We start from the raw sequence: 22,277 nt of genomic DNA on the forward strand, positions 1-22,277 counted from the left end.
CTCCCGTTTTGAATTGAAGTCTTGGTCTGCGTTCCTCTTTTCTCCTCAGATAAAAGAACGCAGGTATTCTGACAGGCAGAACATCGCCATTGCCTGTCCGTATGGCATCGATGTCAGCTTGATCTGCCTGTAAAAATCGAGATCGCCTCCCATCGCGGTACCGAAGGAAACGTTCAAAAGCTCACCGTCTTCGCTGATATTGTTAACGACGCCGCGCATTGCCCGTTCTGCCGTCTCCAGATAGTCATCGGAAAGAAGGCGCATGCGATGAGCTTTCATCAATCCGTATGCGAATCCGGCAGTTGCGGATGCTTCAAGATAGCTTTGCGGATCATCGAGCAAGGTGTGCCACAACCCGCTTTCATCCTGAGACTGGCGCAGGCTGGCAGCCTGCCTCCTGAGTGTAGAGACCAGGTGACGGCAAAGCGGGTCGCTTTCCGGCAATTGCAGTAAGTCGATAAACTCAGGAATAGCAATCGTAATCCAGCTATTGCCGCGTGCCCAAAGGGCCTCGGCAAAGTTGTGATTTCCGTCAAAGGTCCAGCCGTGGTACCAAAGACCTGACTTCCGGTCAGAAAGATACTGAATATGTATGAGGAACTGATATTTTGCCTCCTCAACATAGTCCGGACGATTCAGTATAAGCCCGATTTTTGCCAGCGGCAGAACGCTCATCATCAGCGTATCATCCCACATTTGCTGATGATTGACGGAATTGTAGACGATGTGTTGGATACCGCCCTCCTCGGTTCGCGGCATACGATGCATCACCCACTCGGCCCAATCTTCAAGATATGTCCGCCAGACGGGATCCGGGTTGCGCTCGTAGAGAAAGGCCAGCGTCAGAAACGGTGCCACTGTGTTGACGTTTTTTGTCGGCGTGCCTTCGCGCAGGCGATCGGAGAACCACGTCTCGACAATCTCCATTGCACGGCTGTTGCCGGTCAGTTGCCAGTACTTCAGCAAGCCGTAAAGGCCAATACCATGGGTCCACTCCCATCCGGCCCACCCTTTCGTGTCGATAACACGCCCATCGTCAAGCCGGAGCAGGAACTCACCGGTTTCATCTTCAATACTGACAAGATTTTCGGCCAGACGGTCGATCAGACTGCAAACTTCATCGCGTGAAATGAAATGCTCTTTCTGTCGCAATAATGGATCCATACCCGTCTTGGCCTCCCAAACCATTTTTTTTGGAATTCAATTCCATTTTTATGAGAATACACACTCAGCTCACGATGGCAATCCTTTTTATGAATTTTGGCACTTTGATATTAATCACTAATTTCATAAGCTTAAGGCATATAATAAAATGTATTGACAATTATTTTCATTTTTTTCAGAATTCTATTCCAATAAAATCGGAACAAAAAATGACAACGCCCAAACCCAAAACCGAAAATGTTGCAGCTGTCATGAAGGTGTTTTCGGTGCTCGAAACACTGGCCGAATCCCGCACGGCAGGCCTGGCCGACATCGCGCAGCGCGCCATGACCTCTAAGAGCACCACGCATCGGCTTCTGCACACGATGATCGACCTGGGCTATGTCGAACAGAACCCCGAGACGGAAAGATACGAGCTATCATTGCGCCTGTTCAGTCTGGCGGCTCATTCGCTGAACGCACATGCAGACCTGCTGCGGATTGCAGACAAGGTCATGAACCGGATTTCACGGGCAACCGGTGAATCGATCAACCTCGGCGTGCTCGACGGGCAGGAGCAGAGGGTCGTGTATATTCATCAGTATGACTCGACCTACAGCCTGTCGATGAATTCCACACTGGGCAAACGAAACCCTTTGCACTCGACCTCACTTGGAAAGGCCTTGCTGGCCTTCCGGGATGATGATGAGATTGAAGAGCGTCTCTCAGCGATGAAAATGGAAGTTTCCGCTCCGAACACCATGACGGACAAGGATGCTTTCAGAGAGGAGCTGAAGAAAACGCGAGCGCGTGGCTATTCAGAAGAGATCGAAGAAAGTGAAATCGGCGTGCGCTGTCTCGCCGCGCCCATTCTCAATCAGGCCGGCCGATCAATCGCGGCAATTTCTGTCTCATTCCCTTTGATGCGTTTCGACGAAAGCAAGAAAGATGACTATCTGAACGTCCTGATGACGGCGACACACCAGGCTTCTCAGGCTTTCGGTTATCTGGAAGACACCAGCTCCTGAATCGGAGAAGAGCACAAGGCACCCGGAACATCCGGCAGGAAGGCATTGCACCGGCCCTGCCCGGACTTTCGGACACGTCAAGCGGACGGTTTTGCCAACAGGCGGAAAGCACCGTCACTCGTTTTCGCTGGGATACACAAGACCGATCTGAGCGCGCAGCGCATCAAGCGTATGCATGATAGACACGGACTGCTTCAGCGACATCAAGGGCGTCTCCAGATTGCCGGACTGCACCAGCTCTTCCATAGCGAAGGCCTGAAACTGCATGCCGCGACCATCGACCGGCCTGTCAAACGTCTCCAGAGCCTTACCGTCATAATCGACTACGGTGAATGCCGTGGCTGTATACCAGACCGGCGCCATCTCGATCCGCGCTTTCGAACCATAAATCACCGCAGCATTCTGACCGGCACAATCCAGCGCCGAAACGCTTGTCGAAATGGCATCGCCACCATGTTTCATCGTCACGGCGATTTCTGCGTCAACGCCTGTTCCGGTAAACCGCGCGGCGGCTGAGGCCGATATCGGGGCACCCAGAATATCGAACGCAAATGAAACCGGGTAAATCCCCAGATCAAGAAGCGCACCACCACCAAGATCAGGCGCGTTGAGCCTGTGCGATGGATCCTGAGGAAGGAACTGCCGGTGTTCAGCCTGCACCGAACGCAACTCCCCCAGCGTTCCTGCCGTGATAATCTCATGGATGCGCCTCATATGCGGCAAAAAGCGCGCCCACATTGCTTCCAGCAGCACAAGTCCTTTATCCTGAGCGAGAGCGGCAATGTCTTCGGCCTCTCTGGCGTTCAGCGTGAACGGTTTTTCGACGAGAACGTGTTTTCCCGCCTCAAGCGCCATCCGCACGCAGGGGGCGTGTTGAGGATGTGGGGTCGCAACATAGATGATATCGACAGAAGGGTCTGCGACCAGCGCTTCATAGCTTCCATGAGCATTTTCGATATCGAACCGACCGGCAAAGGCTTTCGCCTTTTCAATCGACCGAGAACCGACCGCGCGAACCTTGAGGCCGGACGCCTTCAGATCCTTTGTAAAAAGTTCTGCGATCAATCCCGTGGCCATAATGCCCCAGCCCAGTGTTTCTGCCATAAAAACTCTCCACCATGTTCCTCAGGGCATCAGGTTTTAAAGAACAAGACCTGATACTCCATCATCCTAATTTCGGGCCGAACCTTAAACGGATGAAACGCTCACCGCTACCGCCTCAAGTGAAATACTGGTTTCTCCCAGCGCATCAGCAGACACAGTCACCGAAACTTTGCCCTCGCCCGTAGCAACCAACCAGAAGCCGGCAACCCCGCCCTTGAGTGAGAACAGCGAAGGTCCGGCGAGCCTGGCAGGCCCTTCAACGCCAACAGATACCGGCTCGAAAAGAAATGGCAATGTGTTCCCGACCTGATCCAGAACCCGGATCATCACCCGCACAAAGCCGCCATTGGCAATCCGCTCGCTGTCCGGCGTGACAGAAAGCGTCTGCGGCAGCGGATCGGCCACATAGCGCACGGTTTTCATAGCTTTGCCATCGATGTAGCCGGTGAAAGCTACATTCTGCCAGCCCATGCCCCAGTGCCCGAATTCCGGGCCCGGATAATCTTCGCGGCGAATGATCACAGGCGCATGCGGCAGGTTCGGATAGGCCGCGCGATCCGGGTGGAAGCGCCGGGGCGGGAAGCCGTCGAAGTCGAGTTCGATTTCGTCGCAGTTGGTCAGAATGATCAGTGGCAGAACGCCGCCGTGATTGCGTTCACCGCGGGTCCAGTAGGTCACAGGCTTCAGGACGACATCCTCTTCCGGGTCGCACTGGCTGGCATAGACATAGGCCGCAAATTTCGGCTCCCGGTACATATCCATCACGCCATCGAAGATCAGTGAAACGTCCTGTCCTTCCCATAAAGGGTCTGCTGTGAAACGCTTCTGATAGGTAAAGGCTTTCCAGTAGGATTTTTCATCGAGATAGGAAAACGGCAGATCGACAGCGTTGTGCGGCAGCGCCACAGCCTGCCCCTCCTGAAAAGCCCGGCGGACGCCGGATCGAAGCCGGGGCTGAGGGTCCAGTTCTGATTGAAAGAAACGGTTTTGCGCATCGAAATGCTTCATCGGTGGGTATAAACGTGACGCCGTAAAGTCTTCGAATATCCGGGTTAAACGCCCTCAGGCCTGCTTGATGAAGTCTTCCCGCATGGGCACGAAGGTATCGAGCAATTTGCCCTCCTTCAGGCAGCGGCAGCCATGCGGAACATCGGGCGCCTTGTAGAGCAGGTCACCGGCCTTTACGATTTTGGTTTCATCGCCGATCGTGAACTCGAATTCACCTGACAGCACATAGGTGAACTGCTCGTGATAATGGTGGTGAAGCGGCCCGATGGCGCCTTCCTCGAAGGAAACTTCGACCGACATGCCGTTCTCGCTGTAGGCAAGGATTTTCCGGCTCACGCCGTCGCCCAGATCGTCAACCTGGACGTCATCGCTGTAAACAAACATCTTCTTCCTCCTCTCGACGGGATGCGAACCATCCGTCATTCAACGTGCATCGTCAGTCCGAAACGGGGCGTGGCGAGATCGGCGGGCGCAAGGCAAATGCGGAAGATGCGCCCGCCCCAGACGTCCAGATGGCGCGGATCGGTGATTTCAACCGCTTCCACATCAGCGACACGCAGATTTTCCGGCGTAATGACGAGCGTTCGGTTTTCACCGGCAATCCGGCATGATCCGTCCTCCTGAACGGTGATCTTGCGATCGGAGACATGCAGCGGCAGCATGAAGCGCCTCAGCGGTTCGCCGAGCGTTATTTCGTCGTCAACCCGGATTTCGGCGGCCGCGTGGCTGAACGTGATCCTGCGCTGAATGCGTCGAGAGCCCGGTTCGCTGAAATAGGCCGGTCCGGCGTCTAGGCTGAGAACACTCGAAGCGCCGTCATGACGATAATCGACATCGCGCGCGGCAGCGCCCGCCCCTGCATATTGCAGCAGTTCATTGACGCTCGGAACATTGTGACCCTTCGAACTGATGTGCCACATGTCGTAGCGCGTTTCGGTAAAGGTCGCGCGCGAATAGGCTCCCTGTCCGAGATCGATGATCATCGGCTTGCCATCGAGATAGACGCTGAAATGCCCGACGTCGTTATGGGAGTGATGGTTGACCTCCGGATCATTGCTGCCGGCGATTGCGCTCAGCATCAGACCCGTTCCCGGTCGCTCATCCGAGCGCGCGATCATCATCTGCATATCGGCAAGCCAGACACTTTTGTCGCAAGTCCGCGGCACGGCATTCCGGTTTTCAGGCGTCCAGAACAAAAGCCGGGTCAGATGCACGAGAAACTGTCGGGCATAGTCATTGCGCCCGCGCGCCCTGCCCGGATTGGCAAGCTTGCGCGCCGCCAGCCGGTCGATATCCTCGCTGACGAGACTTGCAAGCTGCTCCGACCCGATCAGGCCGGCATAGCGGCTCAAAAGCCCCTGGTCGAGGTCCAGCATCAGACCGCCATCGGCAAAATTGACGAACAGATTGCCGCCGATATTGAGCGGCAGGATATGCTGCCCGAAATTGCGGAATTTCTCATTGTCCGCCGCGTTCAGGCTCACGCCAAAACGCTCTTCGACGAGGCTGACAAACCCTGCAAGACGCCCTGCGCTCACAACCCAGTAGCCGGGCCCCTCGATACAGGCGCCCGACGGCTCGATCGTGTCGAAGAAGCGCTGCATGGGCACCATGAGTTTCAGCGCAAGACTGACGAGCCGCTGTTCGTCTTCCACCGTATAGCAGGCGGCCAGCAGAAGATTATGCGAACACCACGCCGTCCAGTTGTTGCGCCCGAGATACCAGCCATAAAGCTTGGGTCCCTCAAGCAGTTGCAGTGCGCGCCGGTCGATTTCGCTGTGAATGCGGTGATAGAGCGACGGCACCGTTTCAAGCAGGGTATGCCTGAGAAGATAGCATGTCTCGGCCAGCGTTGCAGCCGTTTCACAGGCGAACAGATCGAGATAATCGTCGCCCGGCACCGGCAGGGGGTCATCCTCTTTCCAGGGATTGGCCCGCTTGAACATCACCATATCGTGCTGGCCGGCAAAATTATGCGCCGGCACGCACCAGCTCACCTCTCCGAGAATTTCCCAGAGATAGTCGATGATCTTCGGAAGATATTTGCCCCTGGCCGTCAGGCATTCCGCGATAACGAGGTGCGAGAGTTCGTAGCGCCGGCGAAAATAGCTTTCCTCGTAAAAGGTCCGGTCGCCATTGGTCATGAAATTCATGTACATCGTGCCGGTCAGCGGATCGATCTCTTCATCCAGAAGCCGGTCGGCAACAGCGATGATGGCCGCAACCGGCATTTTCAAAGCCGGATCTTCCGCCACGTCCGCCCACCGGTCGCGCACCTCGATACCGGGAAACGGTTTCCAGTCTTTGTTTTTTTGCAGTCCATCAAGGAGCCGCTCTATTTTCATCGCATCTTTGAACATTTCAATTTCCCGTTCGGGCACAGGCCGGTGACCGTATAGCGGCCGGCTGGTCATTTTCGATATGTCTTGAGTTTCAGCTGTCTTCGCGGCGGCGGATCCGTTTTCCGCTTTCGGCATCGAAGACCCGGACCTTGGAGAGGTCGGGGATGATCGTGACGGCCTGCCCCGCCTCCAGCGGACGCTGCTCCTTGAAGGCCGCCGTAAGGCGGTAGCCGCCCGTATCCGAGACGATCACCATATCCGAGCCGGTGTTTTCGACCGCATGAATGGTGGCGGAAATACCGCCCTCGCGGTGCCCTTCGACAATGCCGACATGTTCCGGGCGGATGCCGTACAGAATAGCCTGCCCGTCGCGGCAATCATGACCCGATCCAAGCGAAAGCAGGGTTCCGTCAACAAGCCGGGCCGACGCCTCGCCATGACCGCCTTCCACATGCGCCTCGACAAGGTTGATCGAGGGTGTACCGAGAAAGCTGGCAACGAAGGTGTTGACCGGATCCTCGTACAGTGTCAGCGGCGGTCCCGCCTGCTCGATCCTGCCATCGCGCAGCACGACGATCTTCTGACCGAGCGTCATGGCCTCCACCTGGTCGTGCGTCACATAAACGGAGGTCGTGCCCAGGCGGCGATGCAGGTCGGCGATTTCACCACGCACCTGAACCCGCAGTTTTGCGTCGAGATTTGACAGCGGCTCATCGAACAGGAAAACCGACGGATCGCGAACGATGGCGCGCCCCATGGAAACGCGCTGACGCTGGCCGCCGGAAAGCGCTTTCGGCAGGCGCTGAAGCAGCGGTTCGAGCTCAAGCATGCGTGCCGTATCACGAACCTTTTCGGCGATCTGAGCCTTTGGCATGCCCGCCAGTTTCAGGGCAAAGCCCATATTCTCGGCAACGGTCATCTGCGGATAGAGCGCATAGGTCTGAAAAACCATCGCGATGTCGCGCTGCTTGGGCGGAAGATCGGTCACATCTTTATCGTCAATCGAGACCGCGCCGCTGGAGACTTCCTCCAGACCGGCGATAATCCGCAACAGCGTCGATTTCCCCGACCCGGAAGGCCCGATCAGAACGCAGAACTCACCGTCTTCGATATCAAGCGACACATCATGGATCACGTCGACTGCGCCGAAGGACTTGTTGACATTATGAAGGCTTACTGAACCCATTTTTCTCACCTGAACCTTTCGCTTAGAGCGCCGTGCGTCCATTCGGACGCACAAAGGACGCTCTAACCTGTTGAATCTACGCATCGTGCTTTCCGAAAATCGATTACGATTTTCGGGCCGATGCGCTAGCCCTTGACCGCGCCGGACATGAGACCGCGGTTGAACTGTTTCTGAAGCAGGAGGTAAACGACGATGCAGGGCACCGTGGCGATAACCGTGACGGCGATGAAGATATTCTGCTGCATGATCTCGTCGACGCGCAGCGAGCGCAAAACGACGGGCATCGTGTAGAGATTGCGATCGTCAACCGCGATCAGCGGCAGAAGATACTGGTCCCAGATCATCAGGAACCCGAAGATGGTTGCCGTGCCGAGCGCCGGTTTGACAAGCGGCAGAACCACACGCCAGAAAATCTGAAGCTCATTGGCGCCATCGACACGTGCGGCATCCTCAAGATCGCGCGGGATCGCCTTCATGAACTCCGTCAGAAGGAAGACCGAGAACGCCCAGCCGACAACCGGCAGGATCATGGCCGCGTAGGTATTGTAGATGGACGTATGCAGAACCGGCAGTTTGGCATGCAGGATCAGGTAAAGCGGGATCGCGATCACCTCATCGGGCAGCATCATCGTGGAAAGGATCGCCAGGCTGACGATGGCGGCACCGCGAAACTTCTTGCGGGCCAACGCATAGGCCGCCAGGGCACTGACGATGGTCTGCAGTGCTGTGGCAATCAGGACCACGAACAGGGAGTTGAAAAGATAGATCCAGACCTTCACTTCCTTCCAGGCATAGATGAAGTGATCAAGCGTCGGCTGGCTTGGCCAGAGCACCAATTGCCCGGGCTGAACCGTATTCTTCGTGAACGCAGTGGCCACAATGCCCCAGAAAGGACCGCAGAACACGATCAGCAACAGAGCGTAAACCAGACCACGGGCAATGCGTTGCGGGATTGTCATTTTCATCGGTCTTGTCCTCACGTCCGGTCGATGCGGTTCTTCACGGTGACATGCACAACCGTCAGGCACACGGTGAAGGCGAACAGCAGGAAGGAAACCGCAGATGCATAACCATAATCGAAGCGCTCGAAACCGGTTTTAAAGATGCTGGTCATGATCACCTCGGTTGCGCCAGCGGGGCCGCCGCCGGTTGTCGTGTAAATCTCGGTGAAGACGCGGAAACCGCGAATGAGAGACAACATGATCACGACAGAAAACGCGGGAACGAGACCGGGGATCGTGACATGCCAGAGCTTGCGGAGCGGGCTTGCGCCATCGACATCGGCAGCGTCGTAAAGCTCTCGGTTGATGCCCGCGAGACCGGCAATGAAGATCACCATATTGTATGGCACGTTCTTCCAGATCTGCAGCAATATGACGATGAAAAGCGCCTGATCGGGATCCGACATGAAGCCCTGCGGGGCAACGCCGAACACACCAAGCATCTGGTTCACAACGCCCGTAGTGCCGGGATAGAAAAGAATGCGCCAGATTTCGGCGAGAACGGCGATCGATGTCACGGCGGGAAAAAAGATTGCAGTGCGGATCAGCCGGATATGCCGGGCCTGGCCTTCCAGCGCCATTGCAACGGCGAAGGCGAGCACGCCGCCTGCCAGCGTTGTTACAACGACGTAAATGAGGGTATTGAGCGTGGCCGCATGCAGCGCGCTGTCAGAAAAAGCACGTTCAAAATTGGCAAGCCCGACCCACTGATCGTCGCCGATGAACTTCACCTTGTAAAAGCTCATGATCAGCCCCCTGACGATGGGGACGAACTTGAACCATGTGAAGACGATCAAAGCCGGGGCCAGAAACAGCCAGGGAATGATCCACCTGAGATTTTTGGAATGAAGCCGCATATGCTCCTCCGCGTGACGCCGAAGAACGCTCCGGCACCTGAAAATTGCAAAACTTTAACGGTGAAGAGTTCAGCCGGTCTCTGGCCGGTTGTCTGGCGCCGCACCGCCGGGGGAGGCAACGGCACGGCGCCAGACCATTGAGGCAGACCTTACCTGGCGAGCACACCCTGGAGGTCGAGTTCTGCGTTAATGACCTCATCCGTGCTTTCGAGTCCGGCCATGATATCGGAATCACAGCTTGAAAGCACCTGATTGAGACCATCGGCAGCGGCCTGCCGGATCGGCTTCCAGTTCGGAACGCTCGGGAAATAGCGAGCGGAAGTCGCATAGAGATCGGCATAGGTACCCCATGCCGGATCAGGCTGAATCTCCTTGGCATCGACGTTCTTGTTGACCGAAAGACGAACGATGGCGTTGTCGCCGGTTCCGGCAGCCATACCTGTTTCCTGTCCCTTTTCGGAGATCAGGTATTCGATGAACTGCTTGGCTTCGTCCTCGTGATCCGTTGTGACCATCATGAAGGCGGCCTCTCCTTCGGCTAGCTCTGCCTGACCGGCAGGTCCAGCCGGCGGCGGCACGACCTCAAACTTGTCACGGCCGGGCTCACGCACGAACGCGGCAATATGATAAGGACCGGAGCGATAGATACCCGCCTGACCGGAGGAAAACACAGGCGTGGCATCACCGGTGGTCGAGGTGATCGCCGCGGGCTGCGCATAGCCCTCGCAGATCATCTTGCGGGCAAAGCTGACGGCTTCCTCAACTTGCGGCGTTGCCATGGATGACACATAGCCGTCGCCCTTGGGCTCGAGAAATTGCCCACCGGCCTGCCAGATCAGATCGGACATGAACCACGAAGCATAACCGCGTGTACTGGAAAGCGGCATGATGTAGCCATAGGTATCATCGGCGCCGTTGCCATCTGGATCTTCTTCGGTGAAGGCCTTTGCCAGATTGTATAGCTCTTCCCAGTTTTCCGGCACGTCATAGCCAAGGTTTTCGCGCCAGTCCTTGCGGATGAAAACCGCAAACGCCTGCGCTGACGTCGGAACACCATAATAGTTTCCATCGGGCGCATGAACGCTGTTCCAGGCAACATCATAAAGCTGGTCGCCGCCGGCAATCGACTCACGGTCGATCTGCTTGACGATCCCCATATCCTGAAGCTGTCCCATCGACGTAGCGTCGTTGATAATCAGATCGGGAAGGCTTCCGCCTGCAGCAGCGCGGGCAAGCCGCGTTTCAAAATCGATATTGGCCAGAAACAGATCGACATCGATGCCCGTTTCAGACGTAAATCCTTCAATAATCCGCTCAATCGTTGGCCGCTCGGCATCACCATAACGCATCCAGACTTCCAGTGTATCGGCCGAATAAGCCGTCGAAGCGAGTGATGTGCCTGCCAGCACGAGAGCTGCGAACGCTCCTGTCTTCCTCATGGGAAACCTCCTCAAAGTTATCATATCCCTGCACGCCTCCCGGATATGGCCTGATGCACACCCACGGCAGGTCTGCTCTGTTGAGCACGTAGGAACTATACGCACAGATTTTTTAGCAGATCAAGAAAACGTTTAACTAAAATTTTCGCGTGATACCAATGATGCAAAATGATATAAGACGGACGATATCCGCCTGAGATAGTGCCATAACAGGGTATTACGGGGCGTTCCGATGCTCTGAAAGACTCAAAAAGACGCCCAATCTCCAGAGGAAAGAAAAATTTAAGGAAAGCGTTTACCCTTCATGAGTCGCCAAAGAAGATCCACGATACGCGATGTTGCCGAAAAGGCAGGCGTATCTATTGCAACCGTTTCCAAATATGTGAACAGGCAGCAGTCATTCTCTCAGGCCGTGGAAGACAAGCTTCGCAGCGCGATCGCCGATCTGGGTTACAGTCAAAATCCAATGGCGCGCTCAATGGTGACAGGCCGGACAACAGCCATCGGCCTTGCCGTCATGGATATTGCCAATCCGCACTACGCCAACGTGGTCAAAGGCGCAAACCGTGTCGCACTGGAAAACGGTTACAATCTTCTTGTCGTCGACATGGAAGAAAGCATTGCCGCAGCCCGGCCGCTGCTTGAGGCCCTTTCTCCGCGCACAGACGGCCTGATCGTCAGCGCCCGGATTCCGCCGGATGTCGTCAAGTGGCTGGCAAACCTCGACAAGCCGGTGGCCTTTCTCGGCCAACCCGAAGGGGAAGATGTGCTGACAGTCGGCACTGACAGCGTTCAGGTCGCCTCCCTTCTGGCGCAATATCTGGTACGGCAGGGCTTCAGAAAGTTCGGCTATGTCGGCTATTCAAGGGCATCATGGAATATCGAGCGCCTTCGCGGACTGCGCGACGTCCTCGAACCGGCGGGTCTCGCGCTTCAGGTTTTTGACGTCGACGAACCGACCAGCGAGGCCGGAGAACGGGCGGCGGCCCGCGCATTGCTGCGCCCGGACCGGCCTGATGTCATTATCGGATGCAACGATCTCGTCGCAATCGGCCTGATGAGCGAAGCGCGCTCACTCGGTTTCAAAGTGCCAGAAGACGTAGCTTTCGCTGGCATCGATAACATTCCGACAAGCCGTTATGTCGCTCCGCCGCTTACTACCGTCGACGTCTGCAGCCAGGCGACGGGCGAAGTCGTGATGAAACAGATTATGGCGATGATCGAAAACAAGCCACAGCCGGAAAACCTGACGCTGGAACCCGCCCTGATCATCCGCGAGTCGACACAGCGAATTCCGGTGTAGACACGTTCAGAAAAAGAGTCCTTAAGGGATTGCAACAACGCGATCAGAAAAGAAACGGGAGAGCACACCGCATCCGATATGTTGAGAACTCCAGCAAATCGACTTTTTGGCATATCTGGAAGCCTCAGCCGATAACCCCGGAAAAGACAGACCGGAGAGACTGGGCCCCCCTATTCCGGCTTTGGAGCACCAACGGCGGTTGGCTCGGAAGGTACATATTGCGGGCCAGCACTGGCCTTTTGTTTTTGCTCCTTCTCACCATCGCGGTGCGATTTGATCGCGAAGAAGATGGTCGTGCCTATCACGCCAAGCTTGAAAAGGCCGAGGACTACAGGAACCCAGTTCATGTTTTTTTCTCGTTGCTTGCTGTTGTTCACGCGATCCAATGAGAGGAGTTCCGCCTCAGGCGGGCGGTTTCATGCGTGAAACTGACTATAAACCTGAGCAGATCACTATGCTTTTGGCTTCACACGATCAAGCTGACACCCCGCTACAAGTTGACGCACATCAAGAACTGTACAGAACCCACCTGAGCACAGTCAGGGCCAGAGCCGCGTTGCGACCTGAACCTCTGCCCCCGCTGGCAGAGGTTCGCGATTTATCTTACTGAGCGCTATAAGCGCCATCGACAAGGTGATAGCTGCCGGTCACAAAGGACGATTCTTCTGCAAGGAGAAAGGCTGTCAGGGCTGCAACTTCTTCCGGCTTACCGAGTCGCCCGACCGGATGCAGTTCGGCCAGCGCGTCAATGTCGTCCTGTTCCATATTCTCGTCGAGAAGCGGTGTCCGGATGAAGCCCGGCCCGACAGCGTTGATACGAATACCGCGTTTGGAATATTCCAGAGCCGCTGATTTCGTCATGCCGATCACGGCATGCTTCGAGGCGACATAAGCCGGTGCGGTAGAGAACCCGTTCGTCCCCAGAATCGACGACATGTTCACAATCGAGCCTCCGCCGAATTTTTCCATCGCGGCCAGTTCATATTTCATGCAGTAAAACACTGAATGCAGATCGACGTTGAGCACTTTGTGCCAGTCCTCGATCTCATAATCGCCGATTGGCAGTGCCGGTCCACCAATCCCGGCATTGTTGACCGCGCCGTAAAGGCCTCCAAACCTATCAATGGCAAACTGAACCATGGACTCAACCGCTTTCGGATCACCGACATCAACCGCAAACGCTGCGGCATTTCCGCCAGCCTGACTGATCTCGGCGACAGTCTTGTCGGCATGTTTTTGATTAAGATCGGCGACAACGACATTCGCGCCTTCTTTTGCCAGAAGGTGCGCGCAGGCAGCACCAATGCCTGATGCTCCACCGGTGACGATGATCGTCTTGTTCTCAAATCGTTTGGCCATGGAAATCCTCCATCTCATTTACAGGGAAAGGCTTATTCTTTCCCTGTAAATGAGATGGGAATGCAGTGTCCGGATTGTAAGATTAAGATAAAAATCAATTCTGTGACTGCGGATCCAGCAGGCGTTCAAGATATGGTTTTTCTTCAGGCAACGGCGCCGCTCCCTGGTTGAGGCGCTCGCGGATGGCATCGAGAATCTCTCTCGCGCGCTGAACGGTGATGTCATCGGGTATATCGACATTCTCACCGAAATCGAGACCGTCTGACCCGGGATTGCGCCCCAGTGGATCACGTCCGGCCTGATTGCCCCAGCCCATCTGACCATTGGGACCACGCCCCTGGCCCTGCCCCTGACCTTCTTGGGCCATGAGGCTGTTCATCATCTGCTGAGCGCCCTGCCTTAAGGCTTCCAGCGCCTGCCCCTGACCATCGACGGCGGCAGAACCTTCGCCTTCTCCAAGAGAATCTGCAGCGCCATCCATGGCCTCTCCGGCCTTGCCGAAGCCTTCGGCAGGTGGCATTCCAAGTTCGGAAAGCTTTTGCTGAAGCTGCTTTAGTTCGTCTGACAACGACTGCTGACGATCCTGCAACTGCTTCAGAGCATCCCGCAACTCCTCCGCCGTCATATCCCGCGGGGCCTTATCACCGCCTTGATCTGACTGCTGGTTCTCACCTTCCTGCGGTATTGGGTCTCCCCACTGCTCGCGGTCACGTAATTGCTGGTCATATTCAAAGGTCTCATTCATCAGGCGCTGCTGTTCCTGAATGAGTTCGCCCAACTTATCCACCTGCTGGCGCATTTCAGAATTCTGTTGTCCGCTCTGGTTTTGCGCAAACGAGGATGGCGGCTGAATATTATTCATCATGCGCTGAAGCTCTGACAAAAGCTGCTGAGCGGCCGCACGATCTCCTGAGCGCGCGAGATTTTCCAGCTGATTCAGCATATTGTCCAGATCGTGCTGGCGCAGGGTCTCTGCATTTTCGGACATATTTCTGGGCATATCCTGCATCTGTGCGGCCATTTCAGACATATATTGCTGCATGGCTTCGCGCAGTTCCTGCATCAGCCGGGCAATCTCTGCGTCACTGGCGCCTTCTTCCAGGGCACGGCTGAGAGCGTCCTGCGCCTCCCGCAAACGACGCTCGGCATCTGAAAGCGCACCGCCTTCGATGCCGGTCGCGATATCCCACATATAATCCGCAGTATCGCGGTAGCTTTCCTGATCATCAGCCAGCATCATCCGGGTCTGTGCTGTTTTGATGAGAAGGAACCGCGTTGGATCAGCGATGGTTTCAGCAGGCCTCAGAGTGATGGCCCGGCTGTAATCAATGGCCTTTGGCATATTACGGGCGTCGAGCGCGAAAATCTGACGCTGCTCTGCAACAGCCCCTGCCAGCAGATTGAAGAATGACCGCGACGGCATCACCATTTCCAGCGGTTCACTCTGGCTTTCGTGACCGGCTGCATCTTCGGCATAAAGGGTGATCGTAACCGGAGTGCCGGATAACGGATGCTCAGTCAGGTTCTGGCTGGTCATTGCCGAATTGTCGTCGCTGGAACGCACCGGCAGGTTCAGCGGAAAAGATGGCATCGGATAAACCGGCTCAGCTTCAGGGTCTATCGCTCCCGCCGGTCTGATTTCGGCACGGGCCTCAGTAACACCATAGTCGTCATCAACCGTATACTGCAGTTCAAGCGCGCCATTTGCGGCAGCCTTTGGCGTACCTTTAAAGGCAATCGTCGGCGCTTTATCCACGGCGACTGTGATCGTCCAGCTTTCATCGGCAGCCGACAGAACGCCGCTCTGGTCCAGAGTGAACTCCGCGCTTCTGGCCATTTCGCCACTGGTCAGCATGTCAGGCTCGAGTGCACTGCCGTCATCATTCTGATAGCGAATATCACCATCGGCACCTCGACCGGAAAGACGCACTGTCACGACTGAACCCTGAGGAATATCGCGAACAGGTTCAGCCATTTCCCGCTTCAGATAAACCGGCGCCTTTCCGGTATAAGCAGGGGGTGAAATCCACGCATCAAACCGCAAGGCAAGCGCAGTATCGCCATCATCTTCCGGCGGGATAAACACATCTGCCAGCCGACCTGATCCGCTTGCACCGGCATAAAGGAAAGCAACAAACAGAAGCAGCACCGGCACCGCTCTCAGACCATAGGGATCGACCGAGGAGAAGTCCGGAAAGGGGTTACCGCTATCGAGATGACGCACCTTTGCGGCCATACGACGCTGATGCGCGCGCCAGAGCGCCATCGCTTCAGGACCGTTTCCAGCCGGCCTGTCATACCGCACACCAATGGCCTGATGCTCAAGCGCATTCAGCGTCTCCAGCCGTCGCTCGGCAGCGGCGCGGGACGGCAACCGCACGTGCCGCAATGGATGAAGGCTGACAGCAAAGGAAATCGCCAGAAGGATACCGAGCGCACCCCGAAGGACAAATGGCAGAACGTAAAAAACACCCAACCATGACAACGACAGAAACAGAGCCGCGATGCAGGCTGGCCAGAGAAGACGCGGCAGCAACGCCTCAAGAAAGAGGTTGAGCTGAACAATACCGCGCTTGCGTGCGATCCGTCGCATCATCGCCGCATCCGGGCTCCGATTTCCTGCTTTCTTGCGATCAGCCATCAATCCCTGCTGGTCCACCGGTTAAACCGGTCTTATCCTGAGCCACCTCTTGGGCACGGCCTTAAAGAAAAATGCATTACCATTTTCAGGTTCAAGTGCCGCCCGTTCAGGAGAAACCATAACATGCATTGTGTCCAGAGCGAGGAGCCAGAACATGATTGCAGGCCATTCCAGCTTCAAAACTTGGAGAGCGGCGCGTCGGACCAGCAAAAAACCGGTTTCCACTTTTTCGCCTGCCGCTCTGAAGAACGGCTCAGGAAAGCCAGTCGGGAACGCTGTCCAGTCCGATCAGCTCCTCATACGAACCGCGCGGACGGATGACATGGAAATGATCACCATCGACAAGAACTTCGGGCACCAGAAGGCGCGTATTGTAGGTCCCGGCCTGCACAGCACCGTAAGCCCCCGCCGTTGAAACTGCGAGCAGATCTCCAGCCTCTGGCCGGGACATATCGCGATCCAGCGCCAGATAATCTCCGGTCTCGCAAACCGGACCGACGACATCGGCTTTCATATGGTCTGCGCCGGGCTTTGCCACCACGGGACGGATATCATGAAACGCCTCGTAAAGTGTTGGCCGGATCAGATCATTCATCGCGCCATCAACAATCACGAAGCTCTTGTTTTCAGCATCCTTCACGTAGATGACTTCTGTAACAAAAATACCCGCATTTCCCGCAACCATGCGTCCGGGTTCTGCCACGATCCTGCAGTCAAGGCCTGCAAGCTCTTCGCGAATCACAGCGGCATAGGCCGTCGGCTCCGGCGGCGGATCATTATCAAAATGATAGGGAATACCAAGGCCACCGCCAACATCGACATGGTCGATCTCATGGCCTTCAGCGCGCAGCTCCTCCACGAGCTTACGCATCAGCCGGAAGGCATCGCGAAACGGTGCGAGATCGGTGATCTGACTGCCGATATGCATATCAATGCCGGAAACCCGGATACCCGGCAGCCTGGCGGCATGGGCATAAACGTCATGCGCGCGCTCAAAGGAAATCCCGAACTTGTTTTCCTTTTTTCCAGTCGAGATCTTTGCGTGTGTCCTGGCATCCACATCCGGATTAATGCGGAAAGAAACCGGAGCCTGCACGCCCTTGACCAAAGCGCGTGCATTGAGAACCTCCAGCTCCGGTTCAGATTCGACATTGAAGCAGTAGATCCCGGCATCCAGCGCAAAATCGATCTCGCGAACGGTTTTGCCAACGCCGGAGAACACGATCTTTTCCGCAGGAACACCAGCGGCGAGCGCACGGCGCAGTTCACCTTCAGAAACCACATCCATACCGGCACCAAGCTTTGCCAGCATAGTCAGGATGGCCTGATTGGAATTGGCTTTCACCGCATAGCAAACCAGAGCGTCATCGCCACTGAAAGCCTCGGCGAACACCTTGAAGTGACGCGTAAATGTTGCCGTTGAGTAGACGTAGAACGGTGTTCCGACCGCGCTTGCGATTGCGGGGATAGACACACCTTCGGCGAACAGGACGCCATCTGAATACTGAAAATGGTTCAAGAGGGTTACCTAGTCGAGCAAACGGTCGAGGAAGAACTGATTACCATCCGAGGAGGCTGTCGGTCCGGTATTGATCATATCACCCGAGCCGTCAAAGACCACCGGCTTGTCATTCGGCGCTATCTGAATATCGGGCTGCGAAGCCGTCGCATTCTGCTTTTCTGCCGCAACGGCTTGCGTTTGCGGATTGGCAGGCGGCACTTCGAGAGGGCCTTTGCGTCCACAGGATGAAAGCGCCAGCGCGCTCATGAACAATGCTGCTGTGGCAATCGTAATTTTTCGCATGCCCTGCCCTGTCAAAAAAGGTTTCAGCCCCAAAAGCGGGACTGGTGATTGATCATTGGCACCTGAATAGCGGATCAGCAAGCACTTGTGCACCCTTATCCGCCAGGGATTTAAATCTGTTCACGCCACCACGCGATCTGCTGGCGCACACCATCCGGCGATGTTCCGCCAAAACTCTTGCGGCTGGCCACAGATGCCTCGACCGTCAGAACATCAAAAATCCCGTTGGTGATCGCCGGATTGATCGACTGGAATTCCTCCAGCGAAAGATCGGCAAGATCACAGCCTTTCTTTTCAGCCAATGCCACAGCATGGCCGGTTGCATGATGTGCATCGCGGAAAGGAAGTCCGGCTTCGCGCACCAGCCAGTCAGCCAGATCCGTTGCCGTTGAAAAGCCCGTTCCTGCAGCCGCCTTCATCGAAGCCGTGTTGACCGTGAGGTCACCAACCATGCCCGTCATCGCTGCGATGGCAAGATCAAGGTTTTTCGCCGCATCAAACACCTGTTCCTTGTCTTCCTGCATATCCTTTGAATAGGCAAGCGGCAGGCCTTTCATCACCGTCAAAAGCGCAATCAGGGCGCCATTGATACGTCCCGTCTTGGCCCGCACCAGTTCGGCAGCATCCGGATTTTTCTTCTGCGGCATGATGGAAGAGCCGGTGGAGAAACTGTCGGACAGGCGCACGAAATTAAACTGCGGCGTCGACCAGATCACGATCTCCTCCGCCAGCCGCGAAAGATGTGTCGCGCAGATCGAAGCCAGCGACAGGAACTCCAGAGCAAAATCCCGGTCCGAGACCGTATCGATAGAGTTGCGTGTCGGCCCACCGGAAAAACCAAGTGCTTCTGCGGTCATATGACGATCGATGGCGAAACCGGTACCAGCCAGTGCCGCGGCGCCGATTGGACTTTCATCCAGATGCTCAATCGCATGACGCACGCGCTTTCGATCCCGGCCAAACATCTCGACATAGGCCATGCAGTGATGACCGAACGTGACCGGCTGAGCCGTCTGCAGATGTGTAAAGCCGGGCATGACCGTATCGGCGTGTTCTTCGGCTCGGGTGAGAAAGACAGAAATCAGACCGGTGAGTGCCACGTCCGTTTTCTGAAGCTCTTTTTTGACCCACAGACGAAAATCAAGGGCGACCTGATCGTTGCGTGAACGTGCGGTATGCAAACGACCGGCAGCCGGTCCGATCAGTTCGCGTAACCGCGATTCGATATTCATGTGAATATCTTCCAGCCGGCGGGAAAAGGTGAAGGTGCCGCCCTCAATTTCACGGCGAATTGTGTTCAGCCCGTCAAGAATTGAAGCTTTATCCTCTTCCGAAATGATACCCTTCGCGGCAAGCATGGTGGCATGCGCGATGGATCCGTCAATGTCCTCGTTGTAGAGCGTCTTGTCGAAATCGATGGAGGCATTTATTTCCTCCATGATTGCGTCGGGACCGGAGGCGAAGCGTCCGCCCCACATTGCATTTGAGGATTTGTTGTCGGAATTGCCGTCAGCCATGAGAAGCCCATCTGGAGAATAACATGACGAAGAAAAGCCGTGCCGGCCTGATCTACGCCAAACTGGTTTTGATTGCGCTGATAGCCGGCGTTGCCGCCGGTGCTGTCGCGGTATACGTGAAAAATACCTTAACTGGCAATGGCACCAAAACCGCTTCGGCGCAACAATGCGAAACGGCGGCGAAAACTGCAGAAACCCTGAGACCACTGGCAACAGGCGAAGTTGCGGCATTCGTGGTGGCTGATGAACCGCGCCCCATGACCGACCTCAACTTTCGTGATCAGAACGGCGAGACGTCCCTTTCCGCCTTCCGCGGCAAAACAGTGCTGATGAACCTCTGGGCAACATGGTGTGTGCCGTGCCGGGAAGAAATGCCCGCTCTCGATGCTCTGGAGCGCGAACTGGGATCGGATGTTTTCGAGGTCGTCGCCGTCAATATCGATACCGGATCGGATGAAAAGCCGGTCAGTTTCATGGACGAGATCGGTATTCAGTCTCTGGCGTTTTATCGCGATGAAACGATGAAAACCTTCAATACACTGAAAAAGGACGGCCTCGCATTCGGTCTTCCGGCGACGCTCCTCATTGATGAAAATGGCTGCTTGCTGGGCTCCATGAACGGACCGGCAGAATGGGCGAGCGAAGATGCCAAGACACTGGTAAGCAAGGCTTTAAGCTCAGACAGCTCAAATTAATGTTCATTCGGAGACTTCGGTGAGTGCTGAAGCTTGGTCACTCCAGTCTCATCGGTCTGCCCCGAAAGGAAAACCTCCTGAAAGCTCACATCGAAGACAATGGAGTGCGCCTGAAAGGTTCAGTTCCGCCCGCTTTCGGCCACATTTTGCGCTGCAAACCTTGCCCTGAGCGCCTCCGGTCTTTATTGACTGTCATCAATGAACCCTGGACCCGGTGAAATTCCGGGTGGCTCTTCCGGCCGCCGATCCGCCGGACAACCTTTGAAACCTGTTTTTTTAAGCAATCTGGCAACGCGTTTTGACAACCATTGCCGGAAACAGATTTTTCAGGGATTTTTGATGACAGCTAAACACTTTTCTCTCACGCAATACCGTCAGGAATGGTTCGGCAACCCGCGCGCCGATGTCTTGTCTGGCCTTGTCGTCGCAATGGCACTGATCCCGGAAGCCATTGCCTTTTCCATCATTGCAGGCGTTGACCCCAAGGTCGGCCTTTTCGCGTCGTTCTCGATATCAGTGATCATTGCCTTTGTCGGCGGTCGCCCGGGCATGATTTCGGCAGCAACCGCGGCGACGGCCGTTCTCATGACGCCGCTGGTTGCCGGTCACGGTCTCGAATATCTTCTGGCGGCCACTGTCTTTGCCGGTATCCTTCAGGTGATCTTCGGAATTCTGAGGCTTGGAAGCCTGATGCGCTTTGTCTCGAAATCGGTGATGACCGGCTTCGTGAATGCTCTGGCAATCCTCATCTTCATGGCGCAACTGCCGGAGCTGACCAATGTGACCTGGATGACCTATGTTCTGGTCGCAGGCGCACTGGCCATCATCTACCTCCTGCCTCGCCTGACGAATGCGGTTCCCTCTCCTCTGGTCGCCATCATCGTCATCACGGTTTTAACGATGATCTTTCAGTTTGATGTGCGCAATGTGGGAGACATGGGCGCATTGCCGGAAAGCTTCCCGGTTTTCCACCTGCCGATGGTGCCGCTGACGCTTGATACACTGATGATCATTCTGCCCTACTCTCTGGCAGTCGCCGTTGTCGGCCTGCTTGAAAGCCTGATGACCGAACAGCTGATTGACGATCTGACGGACACACGATCCAACCGCAATCAGGAATGCGTTGGACAAGGTATTGCCAACTTCTGCACCGGCTTCATCGGCGGCATGGCAGGCTGTGCCATGATCGGCCAGTCGATGATCAATGTGAAATCCGGTGGCCGGGGCCGCCTCTCCACCTTCATCGCAGGCGCCGTTCTTCTGATTCTCGTTGTCGTTCTTGATCAGTGGGTTCGTCAGATCCCGATGCCGGCGCTGGTCGCCGTCATGATCATGGTATCGATCGGCACCTTTTCCTGGTCTTCAATCAAAGACCTGAAGAGCCACCCGCGCTCATCGTCCGCTGTCATGCTGGCCGTCGTCGCCGTGGTTGTTGCCACACATAACCTCGCCATCGGTGTTCTGACCGGCGTTCTCCTCTCCGGCATCTTCTTCGCCTGGAAGATCGCCCAGCTTTTCCGTGTACGCTCTGAAGCCTCGGCAGATGGCCGGGAACGCACCTATTATGTTGAAGGCCAGATGTTTTTCGCTTCGGTCGAAGACTTCAACAATGCCTTCGATTTCAAGGAAGCCCTTGAAAAGGTTACAATTAACGTATCGCGCGCGCATATTTGGGATATATCAAGTGTTCAGGCGCTCGATATGGTAGTGCTGAAATTCCGGCGCGAGGGTGCCGACGTCGAGATCGTCGGGCTGAATGAAGCCAGCGCCACAATGGTTGACAGGCTTGCCGTTCACGATAAGCCCGGCGCGCTTGAAGACTTCATGAATCAAAGCGGCCATTAAGGGAG

General features: G+C 55.7%; 19 protein-coding genes and 1 other annotated feature. Of the genes, 4 read left to right on the top strand and 15 right to left on the bottom strand.

Going from position 1 to position 22,277, the window contains the following annotated elements; all coding sequences use genetic code 11:
• Positions 1–45 precede the first annotated feature (45 nt).
• Positions 46–1,164, bottom strand: coding sequence for a glycoside hydrolase family 88/105 protein (locus tag EDC90_RS10670; protein WP_132311358.1), 1,119 nt, complete (start codon positions 1,162–1,164; stop codon positions 46–48).
• Positions 1,165–1,373: 209 nt separating this feature from the next.
• Between EDC90_RS10670 and kdgR the strand changes: the two genes are divergently transcribed.
• A complete protein-coding gene (kdgR, locus tag EDC90_RS10675) occupies positions 1,374–2,171 on the top strand; it encodes a DNA-binding transcriptional regulator KdgR (RefSeq protein ID WP_132311360.1) in 798 nt (265 codons plus the stop codon).
• Between the two features lie 114 nt (positions 2,172–2,285).
• Here kdgR and EDC90_RS10680 read toward each other — a convergent pair whose 3' ends face one another.
• The 8 genes from EDC90_RS10680 to EDC90_RS10715 all read right to left on the bottom strand — a co-directional run bounded on the left by EDC90_RS10680 (position 2,286) and on the right by EDC90_RS10715 (position 11,108).
• Positions 2,286–3,275 carry a Gfo/Idh/MocA family protein gene (locus tag EDC90_RS10680; RefSeq protein ID WP_132311362.1) on the bottom strand — a complete coding sequence of 330 codons (990 nt, stop codon included), beginning with the start codon at positions 3,273–3,275 and terminating at the stop codon, positions 2,286–2,288.
• An 84-nt stretch (positions 3,276–3,359) separates the two neighbouring features.
• Positions 3,360–4,181, bottom strand: coding sequence for a hypothetical protein (locus EDC90_RS10685; protein ID WP_132311364.1), 822 nt, complete (start codon positions 4,179–4,181; stop codon positions 3,360–3,362).
• Between the two features lie 156 nt (positions 4,182–4,337).
• Complete coding sequence (locus EDC90_RS10690; protein ID WP_132311366.1) at positions 4,338–4,667, bottom strand: cupin domain-containing protein; 330 nt, start codon at positions 4,665–4,667, stop codon at positions 4,338–4,340.
• Positions 4,668–4,702: 35 nt separating this feature from the next.
• A complete protein-coding gene (locus EDC90_RS10695; RefSeq protein ID WP_165972805.1) occupies positions 4,703–6,643 on the bottom strand; it encodes a heparinase II/III domain-containing protein in 1,941 nt (646 codons plus the stop codon).
• Positions 6,644–6,716: 73 nt separating this feature from the next.
• A complete protein-coding gene (locus EDC90_RS10700; RefSeq protein WP_132311370.1) occupies positions 6,717–7,811 on the bottom strand; it encodes an ABC transporter ATP-binding protein in 1,095 nt (364 codons plus the stop codon).
• Between the two features lie 125 nt (positions 7,812–7,936).
• The gene (locus EDC90_RS10705; protein WP_132311372.1) at positions 7,937–8,776 is read right to left on the bottom strand and encodes a carbohydrate ABC transporter permease; all 840 of its coding nucleotides are present in this window, start codon (positions 8,774–8,776) and stop codon (positions 7,937–7,939) included.
• Between the two features lie 11 nt (positions 8,777–8,787).
• On the bottom strand, positions 8,788–9,669 hold the full coding sequence (locus tag EDC90_RS10710; protein ID WP_132311374.1) for a carbohydrate ABC transporter permease: 882 nt from the start codon (positions 9,667–9,669) through the stop codon (positions 8,788–8,790).
• A gap of 149 nt (positions 9,670–9,818) precedes the next feature.
• Complete coding sequence (locus EDC90_RS10715; RefSeq protein ID WP_132311376.1) at positions 9,819–11,108, bottom strand: ABC transporter substrate-binding protein; 1,290 nt, start codon at positions 11,106–11,108, stop codon at positions 9,819–9,821.
• A 304-nt stretch (positions 11,109–11,412) separates the two neighbouring features.
• Between EDC90_RS10715 and EDC90_RS10720 the strand changes: the two genes are divergently transcribed.
• Positions 11,413–12,411 carry a LacI family DNA-binding transcriptional regulator gene (locus EDC90_RS10720; protein WP_132311378.1) on the top strand — a complete coding sequence of 333 codons (999 nt, stop codon included), beginning with the start codon at positions 11,413–11,415 and terminating at the stop codon, positions 12,409–12,411.
• A gap of 170 nt (positions 12,412–12,581) precedes the next feature.
• Here the strand turns inward: EDC90_RS10720 and EDC90_RS10725 are convergent, their stop codons facing one another.
• From EDC90_RS10725 to argH, 6 genes are all read right to left on the bottom strand, one after another.
• Positions 12,582–12,797 (bottom strand): hypothetical protein, encoded by a 216-nt coding sequence (locus tag EDC90_RS10725; RefSeq protein WP_132311380.1) that lies wholly within the window; start codon positions 12,795–12,797, stop codon positions 12,582–12,584.
• Between the two features lie 217 nt (positions 12,798–13,014).
• On the bottom strand, positions 13,015–13,770 hold the full coding sequence (locus tag EDC90_RS10730) for an SDR family NAD(P)-dependent oxidoreductase (protein ID WP_132311382.1): 756 nt from the start codon (positions 13,768–13,770) through the stop codon (positions 13,015–13,017).
• A 94-nt stretch (positions 13,771–13,864) separates the two neighbouring features.
• Positions 13,865–16,411 (bottom strand): TIGR02302 family protein, encoded by a 2,547-nt coding sequence (locus EDC90_RS10735; RefSeq protein WP_245511025.1) that lies wholly within the window; start codon positions 16,409–16,411, stop codon positions 13,865–13,867.
• Positions 16,412–16,664: 253 nt separating this feature from the next.
• Positions 16,665–17,930 (bottom strand): diaminopimelate decarboxylase, encoded by a 1,266-nt coding sequence (gene lysA / locus EDC90_RS10740; protein WP_132311384.1) that lies wholly within the window; start codon positions 17,928–17,930, stop codon positions 16,665–16,667.
• A gap of 9 nt (positions 17,931–17,939) precedes the next feature.
• The gene (lptM, locus tag EDC90_RS10745; RefSeq protein WP_132311386.1) at positions 17,940–18,215 is read right to left on the bottom strand and encodes an LPS translocon maturation chaperone LptM; all 276 of its coding nucleotides are present in this window, start codon (positions 18,213–18,215) and stop codon (positions 17,940–17,942) included.
• 110 nt (positions 18,216–18,325) lie between these two features.
• Positions 18,326–19,732 (bottom strand): argininosuccinate lyase, encoded by a 1,407-nt coding sequence (argH, locus tag EDC90_RS10750; RefSeq protein WP_132311388.1) that lies wholly within the window; start codon positions 19,730–19,732, stop codon positions 18,326–18,328.
• A gap of 23 nt (positions 19,733–19,755) precedes the next feature.
• Between argH and tlpA the strand changes: the two genes are divergently transcribed.
• Together tlpA and EDC90_RS10760 are read left to right on the top strand one after the other, a co-directional pair.
• Complete coding sequence (gene tlpA / locus EDC90_RS10755) at positions 19,756–20,427, top strand: thiol:disulfide interchange protein TlpA (RefSeq protein WP_132311390.1); 672 nt, start codon at positions 19,756–19,758, stop codon at positions 20,425–20,427.
• 204 nt (positions 20,428–20,631) lie between these two features.
• Positions 20,632–20,687: a sequence feature (sul1 is cis-regulatory element that is thought to sense ions involved in sulfur or methionine metabolism; They are found in Alphaproteobacteria), on the top strand.
• Positions 20,688–20,766: 79 nt separating this feature from the next.
• Complete coding sequence (locus EDC90_RS10760; protein WP_132311392.1) at positions 20,767–22,272, top strand: SulP family inorganic anion transporter; 1,506 nt, start codon at positions 20,767–20,769, stop codon at positions 22,270–22,272.
• Positions 22,273–22,277 lie beyond the last annotated feature (5 nt).

The organism is Martelella mediterranea (assembly GCF_004342225.1).
Taxonomy (GTDB): domain Bacteria; phylum Pseudomonadota; class Alphaproteobacteria; order Rhizobiales; family Rhizobiaceae; genus Martelella; species Martelella mediterranea_B.